The sequence below is a fragment of the Providencia manganoxydans genome (assembly GCF_016618195.1).
GTDB lineage: Bacteria > Pseudomonadota > Gammaproteobacteria > Enterobacterales > Enterobacteriaceae > Providencia > Providencia manganoxydans.
This window is the reverse complement of record NZ_CP067099.1, coordinates 1-17,517: the sequence shown is the minus strand read 5'-3', so window position 1 is coordinate 17,517 and position 17,517 is coordinate 1. Positions and strand designations below refer to the sequence as shown.

14 protein-coding genes are annotated in these 17,517 nt (G+C 40.9%); 4 read left to right on the top strand and 10 right to left on the bottom strand.

The genetic code is table 11. The features are described from left to right. Positions 1 to 112 precede the first annotated feature (112 nt). The 3 genes from JI723_RS00070 to nagK all read right to left on the bottom strand — a co-directional run bounded on the left by JI723_RS00070 (position 113) and on the right by nagK (position 4,490). The gene (locus JI723_RS00070) at positions 113 to 2,311 is read right to left on the bottom strand and encodes a hypothetical protein (RefSeq protein WP_272580830.1); all 2,199 of its coding nucleotides are present in this window, start codon (positions 2,309 to 2,311) and stop codon (positions 113 to 115) included. A 186-nt stretch (positions 2,312 to 2,497) separates the two neighbouring features. Then, positions 2,498 to 3,139: an OB-fold-containig protein gene (locus JI723_RS00065; RefSeq protein WP_272580829.1), complete on the bottom strand. Its 642-nt coding sequence runs from the start codon at positions 3,137 to 3,139 to the stop codon at positions 2,498 to 2,500. Between the two features lie 439 nt (positions 3,140 to 3,578). Next, positions 3,579 to 4,490, bottom strand: a complete 912-nt coding sequence (gene nagK / locus JI723_RS00060; protein ID WP_272580828.1) for an N-acetylglucosamine kinase — start codon at positions 4,488 to 4,490, stop codon at positions 3,579 to 3,581. 318 nt (positions 4,491 to 4,808) lie between these two features. Here nagK and JI723_RS00055 point away from each other — a divergent pair, with 318 nt between their 5' ends. Continuing rightward, the gene (locus JI723_RS00055) at positions 4,809 to 5,069 is read left to right on the top strand and encodes a type B 50S ribosomal protein L31 (protein ID WP_070929834.1); all 261 of its coding nucleotides are present in this window, start codon (positions 4,809 to 4,811) and stop codon (positions 5,067 to 5,069) included. Positions 5,070 to 5,071: 2 nt separating this feature from the next. After that, positions 5,072 to 5,212 (top strand): type B 50S ribosomal protein L36, encoded by a 141-nt coding sequence (ykgO, locus tag JI723_RS00050; protein WP_070929835.1) that lies wholly within the window; start codon positions 5,072 to 5,074, stop codon positions 5,210 to 5,212. A gap of 85 nt (positions 5,213 to 5,297) precedes the next feature. Here the strand turns inward: ykgO and yidZ are convergent, their stop codons facing one another. Next, entirely contained in the window at positions 5,298 to 6,263 is a 966-nt protein-coding gene (gene yidZ, locus JI723_RS00045; RefSeq protein WP_070929836.1) for an HTH-type transcriptional regulator YidZ, read from the bottom strand. Further along, positions 6,256 to 7,434, bottom strand: a complete 1,179-nt coding sequence (locus JI723_RS00040; RefSeq protein WP_272580826.1) for an MdtL family multidrug efflux MFS transporter — start codon at positions 7,432 to 7,434, stop codon at positions 6,256 to 6,258. The genes yidZ and JI723_RS00040 overlap by 8 nt, the downstream gene beginning before the upstream one ends. Positions 7,435 to 7,956: 522 nt before the next feature. Here JI723_RS00040 and asd point away from each other — a divergent pair. Next, entirely contained in the window at positions 7,957 to 9,063 is a 1,107-nt protein-coding gene (gene asd / locus JI723_RS00035) for an aspartate-semialdehyde dehydrogenase (protein WP_140179920.1), read from the top strand. 361 nt (positions 9,064 to 9,424) lie between these two features. Then, complete coding sequence (locus JI723_RS00030; protein ID WP_337979686.1) at positions 9,425 to 9,649, top strand: hypothetical protein; 225 nt, start codon at positions 9,425 to 9,427, stop codon at positions 9,647 to 9,649. Between the two features lie 48 nt (positions 9,650 to 9,697). On the opposite strand, the gene JI723_RS00025 is transcribed toward JI723_RS00030, so the two are convergent. From JI723_RS00025 to dnaA, 5 genes are all read right to left on the bottom strand, one after another. Beyond that, positions 9,698 to 11,233, bottom strand: a complete 1,536-nt coding sequence (locus JI723_RS00025) for a phosphoethanolamine transferase (RefSeq protein WP_306803446.1) — start codon at positions 11,231 to 11,233, stop codon at positions 9,698 to 9,700. A gap of 247 nt (positions 11,234 to 11,480) precedes the next feature. Next, positions 11,481 to 13,895 carry a DNA topoisomerase (ATP-hydrolyzing) subunit B gene (gene gyrB / locus JI723_RS00020; RefSeq protein WP_070929840.1) on the bottom strand — a complete coding sequence of 805 codons (2,415 nt, stop codon included), beginning with the start codon at positions 13,893 to 13,895 and terminating at the stop codon, positions 11,481 to 11,483. 17 nt (positions 13,896 to 13,912) lie between these two features. Further along, positions 13,913 to 15,007 (bottom strand): DNA replication/repair protein RecF, encoded by a 1,095-nt coding sequence (recF, locus tag JI723_RS00015; RefSeq protein ID WP_070929841.1) that lies wholly within the window; start codon positions 15,005 to 15,007, stop codon positions 13,913 to 13,915. Between the two features lie 9 nt (positions 15,008 to 15,016). Next, complete coding sequence (gene dnaN / locus JI723_RS00010; RefSeq protein WP_070929842.1) at positions 15,017 to 16,120, bottom strand: DNA polymerase III subunit beta; 1,104 nt, start codon at positions 16,118 to 16,120, stop codon at positions 15,017 to 15,019. Between the two features lie 5 nt (positions 16,121 to 16,125). Then, complete coding sequence (dnaA, locus tag JI723_RS00005; RefSeq protein WP_272580824.1) at positions 16,126 to 17,517, bottom strand: chromosomal replication initiator protein DnaA; 1,392 nt, start codon at positions 17,515 to 17,517, stop codon at positions 16,126 to 16,128.

The following is a 17,517-nucleotide window of genomic DNA, read 5'->3' as shown; positions in this document are numbered from 1 at the left end:
GCATTATTGACTAGGTACATGTGTACTAGTTACCTATTTTTGTAGGCTCCTAGTGACGTACTTACTGGTCGTCTAGCTGCATCTCGAATTATTTTGAGTATAAATGCTTTAATTAAAATAAATCATCAGTTGGTGTTTTTGGTTTTTCTGTGACAACTTTTGCTTGCTGTCCAGCACCTTTCGCAGCCATAAACCCATTGATCAAATCTTGAATTTCTGGGTTTTTAAGCAATGATGCAATATCTATTTTTTGATCAGTTTTACGATTCATCAGCTTTTCCACGCTTTCCTTTGCGAAGCTGCTTTTATCCATAAAACCATCGACAGCTTTACCTAAGCTCAATGCTTTAGAGAAGGTGTTAAAGAAGCTGCCATCACCACCCACAATTTCGATATTGGTTTTGGTTAATGCGGCTGCCAGAACATCAGCTTGTTCACGGGCAATTTCTTTGTTGGCATCAATAGAAGCCATGGATTGTTCGAACTCTTTTTCAAGACGCATACGGAATTCTTCATGCGCACGAGCAGTATCACTGAGGTGATCCATTGATTTAAACTTGTCAGTTAGACCGTCTGCCTCTGCTTTCAAGCGTTGGCGGATAACTTCAGCTTGTGCTGCACCCAACTGGCCTTCACCACGAGCTTGCGCTGCCAGTTTTTCTTCAAGAACTTTGGCATCAGCCAGACCCAATTTTTCTTTGGCGTTAGCTTGTTGCTCTTCACCACGTGCTTGAGCAGCCAATTTTTCTTCAAGAATTTTCGCTTCTGCAAAGCCTTGTTGTTGCTCGGCTAGTGCCTTGGCTTCCATGACCTGTGCTTCAGTTAAGCCTTTTTCTTTCAAACCACGCGCTTCTGCAAGCAATTTTTCAGCAGTGATGTTAGCTTGTACTAAGCCTTCTTTCTCTTCAGCTTCAGCGGTTGCTTGGCGTACACGAGCCTCTGCAAGGCCTAATGCCGCATGTTCGGCTTCCACCCCTTCAGCTAAACGTTTTTTCGCTTCAGCTTGTTTTGCCGATGCCTCTAGCTCAGCTTGTGCCATAGTGCTAATTTCTTCAGCTCTATGTTTTGCACTGGCTTCATCCGCTTCTGCTTTTTTCACTTGGCGGACTAAAGACTCTTCAGCTTCCGCTTGTGCGTTGATCACGGTGACTTGGCGTAAGCGGTCAGCTTCTGAAATTTCACGAACTTCTTTAATGCGCTCTTCTTCTTGAGCGACGCTTTTCTCAACAATGACGCGTTCACGGATCACATTGGAAATGTTTTTGCGTTCTTCTTCTAATGCTTTTTCTTTTTCAATGCGTTGTAGTTCTACTTCACGTTCACGGGCGACAATTTCGAGATCACGAGCACGATTAACGCGTTCTTCTTCAATGGCAACGGCACGTGTACGGTTTTGTTGAGCGACCTCTACTTCACGCATCCGGTTTTCTTCGCGGATTTCAATTTCTTGTTGAGTTTGAATACGCGCTTGTTCGGATTTGAGGCGTTCTTCTTCTTGTACACGAAGAGTTTCCGCTTGTTCGCGAGCACGAATATTATCGATTTCACGTTTTTGGCGTGCTTCTGCATCTGCTTGTTGTCGCTCAAGCGCTAAACTTGCTTCGCGGGTTTCCACATTTTTCTTCTGGATCGCTAACTCTTGGTCGCGTTCTTTTTGGTTAGTTTCAATATTGTGGATGGCTGTAATTTCGGTGATTTTACGAATACCTTCGGAGTCGAAAATATTGTTTGGATCAAGAGCGACTTTTGGTGTTTGTTCTAAATAATCAATTGCCACGTCTTCAAGTGCATAACCGTTAAGATCTTTACCAATAACATCAACAATGCGATCACGGAAGTTTTGTCGGTCTTCAAATAGCTTGGCTAATTCAAACTGTTTACCAACGGTTTTTAGTGCTTCAGAGAACTTAGCGCTAAATAGCGTGCTGACGGCTTGGTGGTCAGATGCGCGATCGACACCAATCGCTTTTGCAACTTTTAGAACGTCTTCAGTGGTTTCGTTAACGCGTAGGTAAAAGGCGACAGTAATGTCTGCACGTAAATTGTCTTGGCATATCAGGCCATCTTTACCACGGCGATCAACCTCTAAGGTCAAAAGAGAGATACGCATGAACTCTTTTTTGTAGATGACAGGATAAACTAAGGCGCCTGTAAAATGGACTTTTGGCTGCGATGACATGTCGTTGACAATAAGCGCAGTTCCTTGCGGGACCTTGATATAGAAGGCTTTGAATAGCCCAAAGAAGCCCAGTATGACTATAATTATGCCCCCAATAATGGTTAAAAAGGGCATTAGATCAGCCAATTCCATATTTTCTCTCCGTGGGTTTAGGTATATCGTCGTTGATTATTTAAGGTATTTATATTTGTTATACTGCAAGTCACAGCGTCTTGCGCTGAGGTATGGTGACTACGCTCATTCGCGCCAGCCTCATTGTTTTTCTATGCTTCTAGAAATTTATGTTTTTTTCGACTAACAGCTCCTTGAGTATAAATTTTATAAACTACGAAATTCTTCTTCAGTCACAACAAGATAGCTGTGTGATGCAGCGTCATAGCTGATAATAACCACACGGTCACCTCGTTTTAGATTTTCAGTTGCAGCAGCGCGTATTTGTAAAATCAGCCCGGCTCCACCATCTTCTAAAATGGCTTCCCCTTTATATTCGGTGACTTCGCCTGAGCGTACTGTAGCTAATTTCCCCATTAATTGATGGGCGCTTTTGGGTGGGTTGGATTTTGCTAATTTTTCGCGTAGAGGTTTTAGACACCAAGCGGTTAGGTGAATTGAAATAAATGACGCGACTAATAATACAACGAAACCCACTAGGTAGCGCAGTAGGGTGATATCGATGAAGCGGATAAACCAATGCACACTAAAATAGCTCAGCAACCAGCCAAATAATGTGAATAAAGTCAAAATGATAGTGATAGGAATGCCTGCAAGCCCAAGTTTGGTCAGCCAGCCTGCAAAGCCAGTTGCATCAAAACCTCCACCATCAACAGAGGTATCAACACTAAATAAATCAATATCTAATAGACCAAAAGCTGCACAAACCCAATAAAACATCATAATGATAAATAAGCCGCTAAAAATAATGGCGGGGAAGGTCAGGCAGTTTTGTAGAAACAAACTCATAAATTTTCTCTCTATATTTAGAGTTGTATTTTATTATTACTTTTATTGTCATCATATCTATTTTAATGATTAACAATATCGGACTAGTCTCTATTATCTGGCTGATTTTTATCAATTATTTCTCAATGGCTTCTTGCGTTATCAATAACTGATAAAAATTCATTAGACAGTGTTTTATCATGCCATTAATTCATAGAAAAAGATAATCAATCAGCGGTCTAATATGTAATAAAACATTATAACTCATTGAAATTGTATGATTAAAAAAACTCCGAAAAATACGGATGACTATTGTTAAATATAGAGGGGATATGAATGATTGAGCCGTTATTTACTATAAATTCAAATTATTACTATCTACATCATATAAGGAAATATTTCGCTATATGATGTAGATAGATATTAAAAAGATAAGCTTTTTTTGATAATGTTAATTTAATTAATCACGTAAATTTAAACATGCAGCACCTCTGGCGCCTCCTGATTCCCCATACCTTGCTCTTTCTATGGCAGGAACAGTTGCGGTGCCATATAAGTATTTGGGTACGATATTTGGCAATAATTGGTAAATTCCTTCAAATTGGGATAATCCACCACCAAGAACGACTAAATCAGGATCTAACACGGTGATGATTTGCCCTAAAAACATCCCTAATAAATCAATGTAACGCTCGACATGTTGTTTAGCCGTTATATCACCTTGTTGATAAAGCTGAATGATTTCAATTGCCGAACGCTTTTCTTCACTAAAAGCGCTATAGATACGTTCAAAGCCTGGGCCTGATAAATAAGTTTCAAAACAGGCCTTCTTTCCACAGCCACAGGTGATTTCTGGCACACGATCGCCTAAATGTTGTGCGCCTTGTAAGGTGATATTCATATGGCCAATTTCACCCGCAATACCATTTTTTCCAGAAAGAACTTTACCGTGAGAAATAAAACCGCCACCAACACCAGTACCTAAAATGAGTCCAAGTACGGTTGGATAATGTTGAAAATCTGTTGCCCATGCTTCTGAAAGCGCAAAGCAGTTTGCATCGTTTTCTACTTTTACTGGGCGCTGTAGCATGTTAGCGAGATCAGGGATCAGTGGTTTATATTTTGCCGCAGGAACATTGGTGGTAAAAACTGTTCCTGTTTGATGATTAACGATACCGGGTACGCCGACTCCAACTTTACCAATACAGCTAAATTTTGTATCGGCCTCTTCTGTAAGACGCTGAAAGGTGCTTAGCAGTTCTTGATAATCCTCTTTTGGCGTTGGAACCCGCTTTTGCCAGATAGGGTTCAGTGACTCATCAAATACCGCGAGCTCAATTTTTGTACCGCCCATATCAAAGCCATAGTACATTTTGATTTCCCCTCAAAGATTTATTTATCGTCAATTATTCTATATCTATTTGATAAATAATGCATATTAAATATATAGTTGCTTAATTATACAAAAGTTCTTAGCAGGTTGAATTAGTGTTTTTAGATTTATTTGTGGAGTGTGAATAAGAGGCGGGTTTTAATCCCTAATTTAAAAATTAGTTATAGTCTTACATATTATTTTTCTATTAAAAATATAGAGTTAATAAATATCCGTGTGGTATGTCCCATAAAACAGTTGCATCGTTATTTTAAATTTTATATTGTTATATTATAACATAACAAATGGTGCATTATGATGAAACATGGGATCCATCCTCAATATCGCACTGTCGTGTTCCATGACACGAGTGCTGATGCGTACTTTAAAGTTGGCTCAACGATTAAAACGGAAAAAACGATTGAATTTGAAGGTGAACATTTTCCATATGTCACCTTGGATGTGTCTTCGCAATCACATCCGTTTTATACCGGTAAACAAAAAATGATCTCACAAGAAGGGAAGACTGCGCAGTTCCAGAAACGTTTTGCTCGCTTCTTGTCAAAAGAGGAGAAATAAACATGAAAGTACTGAGCTCGTTAAAAACAGCTAAACAGCGCCACCCTGATTGCCAAGTCGTTCGCCGCCGTGGTCGAGTTTATGTGATTTGTAAAGCTAACCCGCGCTTCAAAGCAGTACAAGGCTGTAAAAAGAAACGTTAATTTTATCTTGAAACTGTTGGTCTTCGATTTACCGACTTCAGTTTTCCTGATCCATCGCGGCAGTCCTGTGCCGTGATGGTTTTTTTTAAGGATTTACAAAGTTGGCGATACCGCTTTTTATTTGTTCCCTTAACCAACGTGTTTTGGAATTATAAGCATTTCTTTTATGCCAAAGCATTAAAAAAGGAATATCTAACTGTTGGTAAATTTCAGGTTCTAGTGGTAAAGGGATACACACTAAATCCAGATGAAATTCATTCACATAATGTTGGCAATAGCCCGGAGCACAGGTCAGTAGTGAATGTCCTGATTGTGATGTCATTAATAATGATTGTTCGAAGGACGAATAGGATAGCTGGATATTACGCGTTAACCCCATACTGTGCAGCACATCATCGAATGCCCAAGGGATACGATTGCCATATTCAGTACTGATATGTGGATATTTTAATAAATTAGTCAGATCCCACTTTTCACTTAATAGTGGATGATCTGTGCGCACAAAGGCGAGCGGTCTATCAATAAATAGTACTTCAAAATTGAGGATATCAGGTAGGGCATTAATCGATTCTTTTGATTTATGATAACTCTCTCGCCCTAATACGCCAATATCCGCATCTCCAGCAACAATACTTGCTAAGGAGTTATAATCCCAATCACGTACATTAACATTAGATTCAGGGTATTGATTTAAAATTTTCAGCGATAAATCATGCAGCATGATTAGGTTGAGTGGCGCTTCCATCATTAAACGGAATTTTAGTCCCCGAGGTTTTTCTGTATCACGAATATCTGCAATGTAATTGGCTAAATTTAAAAATTCAGGCAGCGATTTTTCAATACGATGCATCAAGGGAGTTGAGGTTAGCCCTTGCGGGCTGCGAATAAACAGCGGGTCATCAAACCACTGGCGCAATTTAGCCAATGATTTGCTGACGGAAGAAGGCGTGATAGACAGTCGCTTAGCCGCTAAAGTGACACTACGCTCTTCGACAAGATATTGCAAAATGACGAGTAAATTTAAATCTAATCGATGCAATTGTTTATTCAAGGGATGCAACCTTACTGGACAGAGAAGATATTTTCAGTAATACCATACCGATAATAGCAGCTGCCAGTAAGATAATAAAAAGCATCTGTACTGAAGCGATGCCTACCCAACCCATAATCCAAATATATAGAGAAGCGAAACTCAATTGTGAGATAGCTAAAATAGAACTCGCGATCCCTGCTTTTCTGGCGTAAGGCGATAGTGCTTGGCTCATTATGATGCCAAATAGCATTGAAAAACCAACGCCACATAAACCGAAAACAATAAATAACAGAGGGGTATATTTAATTGCCAATAGATAAATTAATAAAAGTACCGCATTTAATAAGAATAGGCTGAGCGCGGTGTATAACAGTGTTTGGCTTTTAAATGTTGAGATCAATTTTGGCATTGAAAATGAGGTTGCCATACTTAACATCGCAAGTAAGGTCATGGATGTTGAAAACTGTCCAGTAGTAAAACCAAGGTTACCCATTAAAATGATCGGTGACACATTTACATAGGTCAAAATGACAGCAATACCAAAGCAAGAAATCACTAAACGAGTAAGAAAAAACAGATTAAGGAAACGTTCGTCGGCAAGTGGTGCTGTCGTGGTGTTTGATGCTTGTTTATTGATAGAGGGTTTGGTCTCTTTTATGCCAATTAAACAAAACAGAATACTGACTATTGCGTAAGCCGCCATAAAGTAGAACATGACTGACCAATGATAAAACAGCAGAATACCAAAACCTATTACGGGTGCGAGCACTGGAGCAATACAGGTAATACCATTCATCATTGATAGTACTTTGGTTCTGATCCGCGCTGATAGAACATCACGTAAAATAGCAAAAGTGACGACATAGCAAAAACCTGCCCCGATACCCTGTAAAAAGCGCGCACTTAAGAATACATTTACCGTCGTCGCTGAGCCCGCCATGATAGATGCGCTAGCAAACATAAAAGCGCCAACTAAAACGACGGGTTTACGACCAATATGATCTGAACACCATCCAGCAATTAACATTGTTGATGCCATGCCTGCTAAATAGATAGAAAAGGCAATGTGTAGCTGGCTTTCGCTAGCCTGTAAATCAGCGGCAATCAATGGAATACCAGTAAGATGTAAGTCGACGCCAAGTGGATAAATTAGCACTATCCAAAAGCTAAAAAGGACATATTTGATCATGGGATAACAGCATCCAGATAAAAAAACAGGGAGGCGATTTTAATCAGTATGTGCTATTCAAGGTATTGATTAATAGTAAAAGGCAATTTTCCAATTTGGAAACTTCATCGGTAAATAAGCTCAAAATCATTCGAGGAATCGCTAAGCGTAAGAAAATGAGGTGGCTAGTCCGAGTGAGTGCAGCCTTATACCTTAACAAAAAGCGCAGCAACGTGAAGTGTGACGAGTATATTAGCGAAATTACTAATATTCTCATTAATAGTTATGAAATTCACTTGCACACTGGTTGATATTTTGTCAGCTTTAAGTAGTCGATATACTCGTCATACTTCAAATTGCAGCGGTGTTGACTACACTCAGCTAGCCGAGTCACATAGTTTATCTATGCTCCCCGACTATCTTCGCTTGTCGCCTACCTGCAATTCGAATTATTTAGAGTATAGATTTTCAGTTTCTACTGTTTGCATAGTAGGAAATCAAAATTTATTGCCGTAAAATTTTTAAACAGACAGGGTGAATACAATGAAAAATGTAGGTTTTATCGGCTGGCGTGGTATGGTCGGTTCAGTTTTAATGCAGAGAATGGTAGAAGAAGGTGACTTTAATGCAATTCATCCTGTATTTTTTACCACTTCTCAGCATGGTGCAGAAGCACCTGCTTATGGTGGCCACCGCGGAACGTTGCAAGATGCTAATGATATCGACGCGCTAAAAGCGTTAGATATTATTATTAGTTGTCAGGGCGGTGATTATACCAATGAGATCTACCCAAAACTGCGAGCAGCTGGCTGGAATGGATATTGGATTGATGCGGCATCTGCACTACGTATGAAAGATGATGCGATTATCATCCTTGATCCAGTTAACCAACAACATATCCAAGACGGATTAAATAAAGGCATTAAGACCTTTGTTGGTGGTAACTGTACGGTCAGTTTAATGCTGATGTCGCTGGGTGGTTTATTTGCGAATAATTTAGTTGAGTGGGCGTCTGTTGCAACATACCAAGCCGCTTCCGGTGCTGGCGCTCGTAATATGCGTGAATTATTGGTACAAATGGGTGAGTTACATAGCCAAGTAGCGAAAGAATTACAAAATCCAGCCTCAGCAATTTTAGATATCGAGAAAAAAGTGACTGACTTTACGCGTAGCGGCGCGATGCCAACAGATGCATTTGGTGTGCCGTTAGCGGGTAGCCTTATCCCATGGATTGATAAAGCGTTAGAAAATGGTCAAAGCCGTGAGGAATGGAAAGGCCAAGCAGAAACTAACAAAATCTTAGCTACCGGTAATAATATTATCCCTGTGGATGGTTTGTGTGTACGTGTAGGTGCACTACGTTGTCATAGCCAAGCATTCACTTTAAAGCTGAAAAAAGACATTGCACTGAATGAGATAGAACAGCTATTAGCGTCTCATAATGAGTGGGTGAAAGTGGTGCCTAATGATCGTGAGATCACCATGCGTGAATTGACGCCTGCTGCGGTAACCGGAACATTGAGTACCCCTGTTGGTCGTTTACGTAAGCTTAATATGGGGCCTGAATACCTGTCGGCATTTACCGTTGGTGACCAACTACTATGGGGTGCCGCTGAGCCGCTACGCCGTATGCTGAATATTTTGCTGTAATTTCATTTCATTAAGCTCCCTTATAGCAATAAGGGGGCTTTCAAAGTAACTTCAGGCAGTAATTAGTCTGACAGCCAATGATGTTTAATTTTATAAATTAGTTCCTTCAAAGAATACAGGAAAGCTTCTTTTGTTAGGCGGCATCAATGTGTTGTTTGGTTTCATTGTATCTTTTATAAATGATATTGCTATTAATTTATCTATAAATTCAAATACATACCATTATTCTAGTTTACTAGAAAATACTTCTTTAATAGTAACAAGAATACTCTCAGCCATATTTGTTATTTTTACAACGTATATCTATGTGGGAATGTTTTGGTTTTCCCCTGCATTGATAATTAATCATAATTTTTCTGTTATGGATTCGATTAAAACGAGTTGTCTTGCTTTTAAAAGAAATATTATTCCATTTTTTGTTTTCTTTATCATTATTGGCTTAGTTTCTATTGCATCCATTCCTCTTTACTTTGGCTTTATTCTTATGCCGATGATTTTCCCTGCGTCTTATTATACGACATATCGAGTTGTTTTTTTTGAAGAAAGTAATAACACATCCACGTCATTCCAAGATAATAACCCATAATATGGGTCATAGAGCTTGTGTGAGATTAATGCTCTTTTGAATAGAGCATTAATCATGAGTCTTTTGCTCAGAAGGCAGGTTTTTTAAACTCAGTAAAGTTCGATTGCCATCAATCATAGTGATTTCTTTCTGTGCTTGATAACAGCTATTTAGCGGCGATAGGCACGCCTTAGGGCTATGTTGTTGTATACCGAGCCAATCGCTAATTAACCAATAGTTGTTGGCTGTTGAATAAGGTGCGTTGAGTACCGTGTTATCCAACGAGGGCTTTGCACTATTTGGGCTATACCAAACAAACAAGGGAATTTCATACGCCTCTTTAGTTGGGTTATTGACTCCGTGATGGTAATAAACATCATATTTATCATCTAAACGTTGTAATGCATGATCAGAAAAATACATTACAGTGGCGGATTTACCTGAGAGCTGTTGTAAGATGTTTTCGATCAACGCATCAGTGTAAGCGATAGAGCTGTCATAGCAGTTATCATCTTCTTGAGTACTAAATTCTTGATACTTCTCTTCAGGGAAACGATTACAGGATGGCTCATGGCTTCCGTAGGTATGTAAGACGATCAGTTTTTTCTTTTTCACGCCATCATTAATGGCGTTGTTGAAATAGCCTAAAATTTCCTCATCATAACCGACAAACTCATTCCACTTTCGATGTTTTGCCATACTGGCAATAGTGGAAATTATGCTAGTTTTACGATTGGTTTTACCTTGATTGCTTATCCAATAGGTTTCAAATCCTGCATGATTGGCTAGCGCGACAATATTGTCTGCATAGTGTTGCTTGTCTTGCATTTGCGAAAAGCTGATATTTGACAGCGAGATAGGGACTGACAAAATGGTTACTGGTGCGGGTGAGTAGGCTTGGTCAAATACTAACATTTGCGGTTTTCGCTGATCTAAATTTGGGGTTGTCTCGTATTGATAACCGTAAAGGCTTAAGTGATCTCGGCGTACTGATTCGCCAATGATCAGCACATAAATATCGCTACTCGCTTCTTTTTTATCATATTGATATTGCACAACTGTATTCGGTATTTTGGTGATTTCTCTATTTTCATAGAGGTTTCGAACCAGCGCTGATGCATTATAAAAAGGCGTATGAGAGAGATACTGCTCGGCTAATAAGAGATAGCTCCCAGGTTTTGGAAGTAGTGCCGCAGAATGTGCAGGAATAACAACAAGGTAGCCAAAAAACAACCCTAAGCTAGCCCATGTGGTCTTACGATTGAGATATTTAGCACTTTTATGGATGCTAATAAAATAAACAGCAAAAACAATAATATAAAAAAGAATGTAGTATTTATTATAGGAAAGCATACCAACAGTTTCGCTACTGTTGGTATTGATAAAGGTTTCAGCGATTGATGATGAAAAGCGGATATCGTGTTTTTGATAAAAGAAAAAAGACACCGATAGGTTAAGTGCCCATAACGCACTTATCAACACAGTGAATATTTTGCCTGCTAAGCTTTTATACACTCCTGCGCAAATAAACATCAACAGCATACCCGTCACTATAATGACGAGCTTAGACAGTAAGCTAATATCACCACCTAAGAGCGCTGGCATCGCAGAAATCAGCAGAAAATAAATCGATATAATCAGTAAACGCATAACCATTATTAGAATATTTGTCAGTATTTTTTCTAGTGAGTTAGGTATGTATTTATTGGTTATAACATAATAAAAGCGTGTGTAATCAATATTGGCGGGGTAAAAAACTGTAAACTAGCGTGAGGTTAAGTCATAGAAAGAACAAAACCCCATGTTTTTACACGGGGTTTTCATTCTTATAACATTATTTCATGGTTAAGAATTAGATATCAATATTTGCCGCTTTCAGAGCATTCTCTTCAATAAAGGCACGACGAGGTTCAACTGCATCACCCATTAATGTTGTGAATAGTTGGTCTGTAGCTATCGCATCTTTGACTGTCACACGCATCATACGACGTGTATTTGGATCCATAGTGGTTTCCCATAACTGCTCTGGGTTCATTTCACCAAGGCCTTTATAACGTTGTACAGAGAGACCACGACGTGATTCACGAGTGAGCCATGCTAACGCTTCTTCAAAATTTTCGATATTTTGACGGCGTTCACCACGTTCGATGTAAGCCCCTTCTTCGATAAGATCAGCAATCATGTCTCCGAGATGGGTGATACGACGATATTCACTACCGTGGACAAAATCAAAGTCTAAGTTGTAGTCAGTATCAACGCCATGCGTACGAATACGAATGGTAGGCTCGAATAGCTGGCGTTCACGGTTTTCAGTGATGCTATAGCTATAAGTACTCCCCAGCAGCTCGTTCTCTTCTAAACGCTGAACTAAGGTTTTAGCCCACTCTTCAACTTGCTCGTTATTTTTCAATGCATCTTCTGTCAGCGTTGAGTGATAAACTAAGCTATTGAGTAGAGCTTGCGGGTAGAGGCGTTCAAGGCGACGAATGATTTTATGTGCCGCATTGTATTCGACTACCAATTTTTCCAGTTCTTCACCTTTCATCGCGGGTGCATCGGCACTTAAATGCAGCGCTGCGCCATCAAGAGCAATAGAGATCAGATACTCATCCATCGCATCATCATCTTTAATATATTGTTCTTGTTTGCCTTTTTTCACTTTATACAGTGGTGGCTGAGCGATATACACATGACCTCGCTCAACAATCTCTGGCATTTGGCGATAGAAGAAAGTGAGTAGCAGGGTACGAATGTGTGAACCATCGACGTCAGCATCCGTCATGATAATAATGCTGTGATAGCGCAGTTTGTCTGGATTGTACTCATCACGGCCAATGCCGCAGCCTAATGCGGTGATTAGGGTTGCCACTTCTTGTGAGGAGAGCATTTTATCGAAACGCGCTTTTTCAACGTTAAGAATTTTACCTTTCAGAGGCAAAATCGCTTGGTTCTTACGGTTACGGCCTTGTTTTGCAGAGCCGCCCGCAGAGTCCCCTTCCACTAAGTAGAGTTCAGACAGTGCAGGGTCGCGTTCTTGACAGTCAGCCAGTTTGCCTGGCAAGCCCGCTAAGTCTAGTGCACCTTTACGACGCGTCATTTCACGTGCTTTACGAGCCGCTTCACGTGCACGCGCGGCGTCAATGATTTTACCAACAACGATTTTTGCGTCGTTTGGATTTTCTAACAGGTATTCAACAAAACGTTCGTTCATCATCGTTTCAACAGCGGTTTTTACCTCTGAAGAAACCAATTTTTCTTTGGTTTGTGATGAAAACTTAGGATCAGGGACTTTGACAGAGATAACAGCAATCAAGCCTTCACGAGCATCGTCACCCGTTGCGCTGACTTTGGCCTTCTTCTGATAGCCTTCTTTATCCATGTAGTTGTTCAAAGTACGCGTCATTGAAGCTCGGAAGCCTGCAAGGTGAGTACCGCCATCACGTTGTGGAATGTTGTTGGTGTAGCAGTAAACATTTTCTTGGAAACCATCGTTCCATTGCATGGCAATTTCAACACCAATGCCATCTTTCTCGGTTGAGAAATAAAATACGGATGGGTGGATTGGCGTTTTGTTACGGCTTAGATACTCAACAAAGGCTTTGATACCACCTTCATAGTGAAAGTGATCTTCTTTACCATCACGTTTATCAATCAGTCTAATTGATACCCCTGAGTTTAAGAATGACAGCTCGCGAAGGCGCTTAGCTAAAATATCATACTCAAATTCAGTGATGCCTTTAAAGGTATCCATGCTTGGCCAGAAGCGAACACGTGTTCCTGTTTGGTCTGTTTCACCGACGACAGTCAGTGGGCCTTGTGGCTCACCATGGCTATATACTTGTTCGTGAACTTTACCATCGCGACGGATAGTCAATTCGAGTTTTTCAGATAAGGCGTTAACAACAGATACCCCAACTCCATGCAATCCGCCGGAGACTTTATAGGAGTTATCGTCAAATTTCCCGCCTGCGTGCAGAACAGTCATGATAACTTCTGCTGCTGATACCCCTTCTTCTTCATGGATACCTGTTGGAATACCACGACCGTCATCTTGAACGGAGACCGAGTTATCAGCATGGATTGTGATCACGATGTCGTCACAAAAACCGGCGAGGGCTTCGTCGATAGCGTTGTCGACAACCTCGAAGACCATGTGATGAAGACCGGTACCATCGTCGGTATCACCGATATACATGCCTGGGCGCTTACGCACCGCATCCAGCCCTTTTAATACCTTGATACTTGAGGAGTCATATGTATTCGACATCAACGTTTCCCGCTATATTATTCCTGTGGTTTAACTTCTATTTTGCCATGTTCTACGCTAAACATCTTGCTATTTACATCAATCATGTCTTGAACTTGCTCAGGTGTAATTGCACTAACAAACACTTGAGCTTGCGTAGCCTTGAGACGAGCTGCCAATAATTGACGGCGGCCTGAATCAAGTTCCGAGGCAAAATCATCCAGTAGATACAGGCATCGTTGCCCGCTCTGTTGGGTGAAAAATTCACCCTGCGCTAACCTTAAAGCGCACATTAAAAGTTTTAGCTGACCGCGTGAAAGCATATCTTCCACAGGGGTGCCATTGGCCCTGATCCGCAAATCCGCTTTATGTGCCCCTGAGGCGGTATAGGTTAACGCTTTATCACGCTCAAATTGGCGCTCTAATAATTCTGAATACTCAATTTCTTTATCCCAACCGCGTTGAAAAGAAACTGATAATACAAATTCAGGTAAAAATTGTTGGCAAGTTTGCTTAATATTTTCAGCAATACCCGCAATATAGTCACTACGCCATTGACTGATTTGTTCAGTTAATGGCGCCAATTGTTGATCCCAATGGCGTATTTGCTCATAACGACTGACTTGGCGTAATGCAGCATTACGTTGCTTTAATAACCGTTTTAAATCGGACCAAACGGAAAAAAACAAGGGTTCATTATGAAAGCACCCCCAGTCGATAAATGCACGTCGATACTTTGGACCACCATTCAGTAATGTAAAGCCTTCTGGGGTAATCAATTGCATTGGCAGTAATTTTGCCAATTCAGCAATTTTATGGCCATCTGTACCGTCGATTCTTACTTTACTATCACCCTCACGGTTTTTACTTAAACCAAGTGACAGCTCTTTGCGTGACCCATCAAGATGGCGCAATTTCCCATGTAGGATAAATTGTTCCTGTTCGTGACGGATCACTCGGTTTGCTTGAATGCTGCGAAAAGCACGACCATGTCCAAGTGTATAAATCGCTTCCAGTACACTGGTTTTACCGCTCCCATTTGGGCCAATTAAAAAATTAAACCCATTAGCTAGCGCGAGATCGGTATCTTCAATGTTACGAAAATCGCGGATCAATAAACGCGAAAGGATCATAGAAAATGATTACAAACGCATTGGCATGACAACATAAACAGCAGCGCTGCTCGCGGAGTCTTCAATCTGCACACTCGACACAGCATCGGTTAAGAATAGTGTCACATTTTCGCTTTTTAATGCATTTAGCACGTCTAAGATGTAGCTAACGTTAAAGCCGATTTCCATTTCAGTGCCTTGATAGCTGACATCAACAATCTCTTCAGCTTCTTCTTGCTCTGGGTTATTGGCAGTAATACGTAATTGGTTTTCACTGAAATACAAGCGAACACCGCGGAATTTCTCATTTGATAGAATTGCCGCCCGGGAAAAAGCTTGTTTAAGTAAATCACAACGCGCTTCTAATGTTTTGTCTGGATTTTTCGGTAGTACTCGGCGGTAGTCAGGAAAACGACCATCAACTAATTTTGAGGTAAAAATAAAACCACCGACATGGGCGCGTATATTATTGCTACCGATTTGTAGCTGTACAGGTGAGTCGCCGCCATCTAATAGGCGCATTAACTCAATAACCCCTTTACGAGGAACTATGACCGAATGTGATGGCAGCTCTTCTTGAGCGATTTCCATCGAACAAACCGCTAAGCGGTGACCATCCGTTGAAACAGTTCTTAATAGCTGCCCTTCGGTTTCAAATAGCATACCATTAAGGTAGTAACGGACATCCTGATGTGCCATTGAAAACTGTGTAGCTTCAATCAGGCGTTTCAGGATGGACTGTGGCAGTGAAAATTCAACTTCACTTTGCCAGTCATCTAAATTAGGAAAATCGCTCGCCGGTAAAGTTGATAACGAGAAGCGGCTACGCCCAGAGCGAACCAATAACCGGTCATCATCGAGTTCAACACGGATTTCTGAACCATCAGGAAGCCCACGCCAGATATCAAAAAACTTGCGTGCTGGAACGGTAGTTGCTCCAACTTCATGTTCCTGTGTTAGAGGAACATTGGCCATCATCTCCATTTCTAAGTCGGTTCCCGTCAATAGCAAAGCCCCTTCTTTTACTTGTAACAGAAGGTTGCCCAAAATAGGTAGCGTCGGACGCCCGCCTAATGGGCCACTAACTTGTTGTAACGGTTTTAATAACTGCTCACGTTCAATAGTAAATTTCATAGCAATTAAGATGATAATGTTCTGATTAAGTTAGAAAAATCCTCTTTGATGTCATGGCTTTCTTCCCGTAACTGTTCAATTTTACGGCAAGCATGCAATACCGTTGTATGATCACGGCCACCAAAGGCATCCCCGATTTCAGGTAAACTATGATTAGTCAGTTCTTTTGCCAATGCCATTGCCATCTGGCGCGGACGAGCGACAGAACGAGAACGGCGTTTGGAAAGTAAATCTGCAACTTTTATCTTGTAATACTCAGCCACAGTTTTCTGAATGTTATCTATAGTTACCAGTTTTTCTTGTAGTGCAAGTAAATCTCGCAGCGCTTCACGCACAAAATCAATGGTGATGGCGCGGCCGGTAAAATTTGCATTGGCGATAACGCGGTTTAATGCCCCTTCTAATTCACGGACATTAGAACGTAGTCGCTTGGCGATGAAGAAGGCCACTTCGCCTGGAAGCTGGATCTCATTCTCATCGGCTTTTTTCATCAAGATCGCTACGCGAGTTTCAAGCTCTGGTGGTTCAATAGCTACCGTTAACCCCCAACCAAAACGCGATTTTAAACGATCTTCAACGCCATTGATCTCTTTAGGATAGCGATCTGAAGTTAAAATAATTTGCTGGTTACCTTCTAGTAGCGCATTGAAGGTATGAAAAAACTCTTCTTGAGAGCGCTCTTTATTAGCAAAAAATTGAATATCATCGATAAGCAATGCATCAACAGAGCGGTAGTAACGCTTAAATTCTTCAATCGCGTTGTTTTGTAAAGCCTTAACCATATCTTGTACAAAACGTTCTGAGTGCATATAAACGACACGTGCGTTGGCTTTATGTTGCATGATGCTATTGCCAACGGCGTGCAGTAAGTGTGTTTTACCTAAACCCGTGCCGCCATAGAGGAACAATGGGTTATATGCGCCCCCTGGGTTTTCAGCAACTTGTCTCGCGGCTGCGCGAGCTAGCTGGTTAGATTTACCTTCAACAAAGTTATCAAAAGTATGTTTGGGGTTCACATTTGAGCGATAGGCGACATCAGGTTGTATTTTAGTTGAATTATCCCAACTTGGCTTTATCGGCGCTGAAGGAATGACAACAGAGGGAGCTTCATGTGCAGGGCGAGCCTGGGTATTCGTTTGAGAAACGGAAATGGGTTTGCTTCCCACCTCGAAACGAAGAGCAGGCACGTCAGTACCACAGAAATCATTCAGTAGTTCATTGATATTATTGATGTATTTATCTCTCACCCAATCAAGGACAAAACGATTCGGGGCATAAAGTGCCAATGTGTTATCGTTTAATTCAGCTTGAAGAGGGCGTATCCACATACTGAATTCTGTGGCAGGTAGTTCATCCTGCAATCGGGCAAGACATTGCTGCCAAAGCGAAAGTGACAC

Coding starts and splice junctions, on each gene's coding strand:
- JI723_RS00040 (WP_272580826.1), bottom strand. CDS start 7,434: ATGATCAAATATGTCCTTTTTAGCTTTTGGATAGTGCTAATTTATCCA.
- JI723_RS00065 (WP_272580829.1), bottom strand. CDS start 3,139: ATGAGTTTGTTTCTACAAAACTGCCTGACCTTCCCCGCCATTATTTTT.
- dnaN (WP_070929842.1), bottom strand. CDS start 16,120: ATGAAATTTACTATTGAACGTGAGCAGTTATTAAAACCGTTACAACAA.
- gyrB (WP_070929840.1), bottom strand. CDS start 13,895: ATGTCGAATACATATGACTCCTCAAGTATCAAGGTATTAAAAGGGCTG.
- recF (WP_070929841.1), bottom strand. CDS start 15,007: ATGATCCTTTCGCGTTTATTGATCCGCGATTTTCGTAACATTGAAGAT.
- JI723_RS00025 (WP_306803446.1), bottom strand. CDS start 11,233: ATGCCAGCGCTCTTAGGTGGTGATATTAGCTTACTGTCTAAGCTCGTC.
- JI723_RS00070 (WP_272580830.1), bottom strand. CDS start 2,311: ATGGAATTGGCTGATCTAATGCCCTTTTTAACCATTATTGGGGGCATA.
- JI723_RS00055 (WP_070929834.1), top strand. CDS start 4,809: ATGAAACATGGGATCCATCCTCAATATCGCACTGTCGTGTTCCATGAC.
- JI723_RS00030 (WP_337979686.1), top strand. CDS start 9,425: ATGGATTCGATTAAAACGAGTTGTCTTGCTTTTAAAAGAAATATTATT.
- nagK (WP_272580828.1), bottom strand. CDS start 4,490: ATGTACTATGGCTTTGATATGGGCGGTACAAAAATTGAGCTCGCGGTA.
- asd (WP_140179920.1), top strand. CDS start 7,957: ATGAAAAATGTAGGTTTTATCGGCTGGCGTGGTATGGTCGGTTCAGTT.
- ykgO (WP_070929835.1), top strand. CDS start 5,072: ATGAAAGTACTGAGCTCGTTAAAAACAGCTAAACAGCGCCACCCTGAT.